The organism is Cupriavidus sp. R6-3, from assembly GCF_059772245.1.
The window spans coordinates 1-4,487 of sequence record NZ_JCBAJO010000310.1; the positions used below are offsets into that span (position 1 = coordinate 1).

At 68.3% G+C, this 4,487-nt stretch carries 4 protein-coding genes; all 4 read right to left on the bottom strand.

Annotation, left to right across the window (positions count from 1 at the left end; translation table 11 throughout):
- A partial coding sequence (tilS, locus tag AC6EI8_RS24570; RefSeq protein ID WP_498383133.1) for a tRNA lysidine(34) synthetase TilS occupies positions 1–737 on the bottom strand: 737 nt, incomplete at its 3' end.
- A gap of 16 nt (positions 738–753) precedes the next feature.
- Positions 754–1,725 (bottom strand): acetyl-CoA carboxylase carboxyltransferase subunit alpha, encoded by a 972-nt coding sequence (locus AC6EI8_RS24575; protein ID WP_023264370.1) that lies wholly within the window; start codon positions 1,723–1,725, stop codon positions 754–756.
- 146 nt (positions 1,726–1,871) lie between these two features.
- Positions 1,872–2,780, bottom strand: a complete 909-nt coding sequence (locus tag AC6EI8_RS24580; protein WP_498383134.1) for a DNA-3-methyladenine glycosylase family protein — start codon at positions 2,778–2,780, stop codon at positions 1,872–1,874.
- On the bottom strand, positions 2,765–4,153 hold the full coding sequence (gene cysS / locus AC6EI8_RS24585; protein WP_498383135.1) for a cysteine--tRNA ligase: 1,389 nt from the start codon (positions 4,151–4,153) through the stop codon (positions 2,765–2,767). Before cysS ends, AC6EI8_RS24580 begins: the two co-directional genes overlap by 16 nt.
- Positions 4,154–4,487 lie beyond the last annotated feature (334 nt).

Below are 4,487 nucleotides of genomic sequence, written 5' to 3' on the forward strand. Positions count from 1 at the left end.
AGATGCGCGGCGGCCTGGGCGACGTTGGCGCGCAGCGCCGGGAAGGCGGCGAGCAATCCGGGCAACTGCTGGCGCAGCGCGTTGCGGGCGAAGCGGGTGTCGTCGTTGGAGGGATCGTCGATCCAGCGCAGGCCGTGCGCGTCGCAATAGGTCTCGATGTCGCGCCGTTCGATCTCGAGCCACGGCCGCAGCAGCGCGATGTCGCGGCGTTCGGCCAGGCGCCGCAGCGCCGGCATGCCGGCCAGGCCATGCACGCCGCTGCCGCGGAACAGCCGCATCAGCACCGTTTCGACCTGGTCGTCCAGATGGTGGCCGAACAGCAGCCAGCCGACGTTGTGCTGCTCGCAGAGCTCGGTCAGCGCCTGGTAGCGAACGCGGCGGGCGGCGGCTTCGAGCCCTTCTCCGTGCGCGGGAACGACCAAGACCCGGGCGGCGCGGTATTCGACACCCCAGTCCTGGCACAACGCGGCGCAGAAGCGGTCCCATTCGTCGGCCTGGGCCTGCAGGCCGTGGTGGACATGCAGCGCCAGCAGGGGCGCCGGCCCGGCCTCGTCGACACGGGTGCCGGCGAGCGCGGCGCGCGTGGCGTGCAGCAGTGCCACCGAATCGCGGCCGCCCGACAGCGCCACCGCCACCGCGCGCGGGCCATGTTGGCCGGCCCCTGAAACGACAAAGGCCGCACCGGCCTGCAGGGCCTGTGCGACCTTGTCGGTCAGCGTGGCGGTCGGGTCGCGCAAATCGGGCGCGGCGGGATCAGCCTTGTGCGCCGGTTTCCTTGAACTTGCCATAGGCCATCAGGCGCTCGTGGCGGCGCGCCTGCAGTTCCTTGACGCTGATGCCCTGGAACTGGCGCAGCGACTCGGCCAGCGAACGCTTGAGCATCGCGGCCATGGCCTTCGGATCGCGGTGCGCGCCGCCCAGCGGCTCGTTGACGATCTTGTCGATCAGGCCCAGCGCCTTCAGGCGATGCGCGGTCAGGCCCAGCGCCTCGGCGGCCTCGGGCGCCTTCTCGGCGGTCTTCCACAGGATCGACGCGCAGCCTTCCGGCGAGATCACCGCATAGGTGGCGAATTGCAGCATCTGCACCACGTCGCCCACGGCGATCGCCAGGGCGCCACCCGAACCGCCCTCACCGATGATGGTGGCGATCAGGGGCACCTTCAGGCCGGCCATCACGTACAGGTTGTGGCCGATCGCCTCCGACTGGCCGCGTTCCTCGGCGTCGATGCCCGGGAAGGCGCCCGGCGTGTCGACGAAGGTGAAGATCGGCAGGCCGAACTTGTCGGCCAGTTCCATCAGCCGCTTGGCCTTGCGATAGCCCTCGGGCTTGGACATGCCGAAGTTGCGCAGCGCGCGCTCCTTGGTGTCCCGGCCCTTCTGGTGGCCGATCACCATGCAGGCCTGGCCGTTGAAGCGGGCCAGCCCGCCCACGATCGACAGATCGTCGGCGAAGGCGCGGTCGCCATGCAGTTCGTGGAAGTCGGTGAAGATCTCGCGCACGTAGTCCAGCGTGTAGGGACGCTGGGGATGGCGCGCGATCTGGGCCACCTGCCACGGGGTCAGGTTGGCGTAGATGTCCTTGGTCAGCTGCTGGCTCTTGCCGGCCAGCCGCGAAATCTCTTCGGAAATGTCGACGGCCGAGTCGTCCTGCACGAAGCGCAGTTCTTCGATTTTTGCCTCGAGTTCGGCGATCGGCTGTTCGAAATCCAGGAAGGTGGTTTTCATTGAATCACACGTACCTGTCTGTGAAGGGGCGCATTCTACCGGAATTTCCTTGCGCTCCGGGCGCTGAAATCGCGCCGGATGCGCCGCATGCGCCGCCTGAAGATGGTGAAAGGAGCACTTTCGTGCCCCGGCTATCGAATGCCAGACTAGTAAGTGACAGGCAGCGGATCAAGGCTGCGCCACATGTACCAGGTCGCCACGGTGCGCCATGGCTCCCAGTTGGCGGCGACCTCGCGCGCCTCGCTGCGCGTGACCGGTTCGCCGCTGAAATAGTTGGCCGAGATCGCGTTGATCAGGCCGATGTCGTCGAGCGGCAGCACGTTCGGCCGCATCAGGTTGAACATCAGGAACATCTCGGCGGTCCAGCGGCCGATGCCGCGGATCTGCGTCAACTCGGCAATGACCGCCTCGTCGTCCATCTCGGCCCATTTGTCGACATGGACCCGCCCCGCCTTGAAGTGCTCGGCGAGATCGACGATGTACTCGGCCTTGCGGCGCGACAGGCCGCAGGCGGCCAGCTTGTCGACGCCGGCCCGCAGCAGCTGCGCCGGCGTCAGCTTCGGGCAGGCGGCGGCCAGCCGGTCCCACACCGATTGCGCGGCCTTGACCGAGATCTGCTGGCCGACGATCGAACGGGCCAGCGTGATGAAGGGATCGCCGCGCGAAACCAGATGCGCCGGCCCGTAGGTCGGGATCATCTTGCGCAGGATGCGGTCGCGCTTCATCAGGTCGGCGCAGGCCTCGTCCCAGTAGGCGGGACGGACCGCGCCCTCGACCGTCTCGACCGGCAGCGGGATCGCCGCGGCCTCGGGCAGCGTTGCCTTGGCGGCGCGCGCGGTCTTCAGGACCGGCTTGCCGTCGGCCTTGGTGACGGTGCGGGCCTTGGGCGCGGCCACGCCGCCGGCGGCCGGCGCCTTGGCGACCTTCGCTGCCTTGGTCGCCTTGGCCGCCTTGGTCACCTCCAGGGCCGGCTCTCCGGTGGGCCGCGCCGGCTTGGCGGCCTTGGCCGCCGTGCCGGGCGTCTTGCGCACGGCAGCGTTCAAGCACGCCTCCATTCGGTCACGCCGCCCGGCTTGTCCTCGAGCACGATGCCGGCCTCCAGCAGTTCGGCGCGGATGCGGTCGGCCTCGGCGAAATTGCGCTCGGCCTTGGCCTGCTTGCGCGCGGCGATGCGCTCCTCGATCTTCGCCGGCGCGATGCCGGCCGCGGCGGCGCCGCCCTGCAGGAAGGCGTGCGCGTCGCGCCCAAGCAGGCCGAGCGTCGCGGCCAGGCCTTTCAATTGCCGTGCCGCGGCGGGGGAGCCGCCGCGATTGACTTCGCCGGCCAGGTCGAACAGCACCGAGACCGCGATCGGCGTATTGAAGTCGTCGCCCATCGCCTCGGCGAAGCGGCGCGCGTGCGGCTCGTCCCAATCGAGCGGCTGCGTGTCGGGCTGCACGTCCTTGAGCGCCGTGTAGAGACGGGTCAGGCCGTGGCGCGCGTCGTCCAGGTGCGCGTCGCTGTAGTTCAGCGGGCTGCGGTAGTGCGCGCGCAGGATGAAGAAGCGCACGACCTCGGCGTCGTACTGCTTGAGCACCTCGCGGATCGTGAAGAAGTTGCCGAGCGACTTCGACATCTTCTCGTCGTTGATGCGCACGAAGCCGTTATGCATCCATACGTTGACGAAGGGCTTGCCGCTGGCGCCTTCCGACTGCGCGATCTCGTTCTCGTGGTGCGGGAACTGCAGGTCGGCCCCGCCGCCATGGATGTCGAAATGCTCGCCCAGCAGCGCGCAGCTCATCGCCGAGCATTCGATATGCCAGCCCGGACGGCCCATGCCCCACTTCGACGACCACTTGCTTTCGGCCGGTTCGCTGTCCTTGGCCGACTTCCACAGCACGAAGTCGAGCGGGTCGTGCTTGGCATCGTTGGCCGCCACGCGCTCGCCGGCGCGCAGGTCCTCCAGCGACTTGCCCGACAGCTTGCCGTAGCCGGCGAACTTGCGCACCGCGTAATTGACGTCGCCGTCGCTGGCCTGATAGGCCAGGCCCTTCGCTTCGAGCTTGCCGATGATGTCGAGCATCTGCGGCACGTATTGCGTCGCGCGTGGCTCGTGGTCCGGGCGCTGGATGCCCAGCGCGGCCGCGTCCTCGTGCATATAGCCGATGAACCGCTCGGTCAGCTCGCCGATGGTCTCGCCGTTCTCGGCGGCGCGGCGGATGATCTTGTCGTCGATGTCGGTGATGTTCTGCACATAGGTCACCTCGTAGCCCGCGGCGCGCAGCCAGCGCTGCACCATGTCGAACACCACCATCACGCGCGCATGCCCGACGTGGCAGTAGTCGTACACCGTCATGCCGCAGACATACATGCGGACCTTGCCGGGTTCGATGGGCACGAAGGGCTGTTTCTCGCGCGCGAGCGTGTTGTAGATGTTCAGTGGATGCATGAAACGAGGTGTTCGAAGAGAATGCGTGGCGCCTGCCGCGCGCGAGACCGTGCCGACTGGCCGGCCGCGCATCGGCGACTTGCCGGACAGCGTGACCGGGCGATGCGTCTCGACCAGTGCCGCGGCGGCGTGGACATCGGTTCGCCGAGCGAGGCCATATCTTACCGGAAGCCTTCGCGCGTCGGCGTCGATGCCGCGCTTTGCTAGAATGCCGCGAAGTATAAAGGACCGCACCTACATGAGCTTGCCATTGCCCAACGTCGCGACCGACGCCATGCATCACGTCACGCCCGGCATCATGACCGTGCGGCGGCGCGCCGCCGCAGCCACCGTA

Excerpts from the sequence above, each read along its gene's own strand:
- AC6EI8_RS24575 (WP_023264370.1), bottom strand. The coding sequence starts at position 1,725 with ATGAAAACCACCTTCCTGGATTTCGAACAGCCGATCGCCGAACTCGAG.
- AC6EI8_RS24580 (WP_498383134.1), bottom strand. The coding sequence starts at position 2,780 with ATGGAGGCGTGCTTGAACGCTGCCGTGCGCAAGACGCCCGGCACGGCG.
- cysS (WP_498383135.1), bottom strand. The coding sequence starts at position 4,153 with ATGCATCCACTGAACATCTACAACACGCTCGCGCGCGAGAAACAGCCC.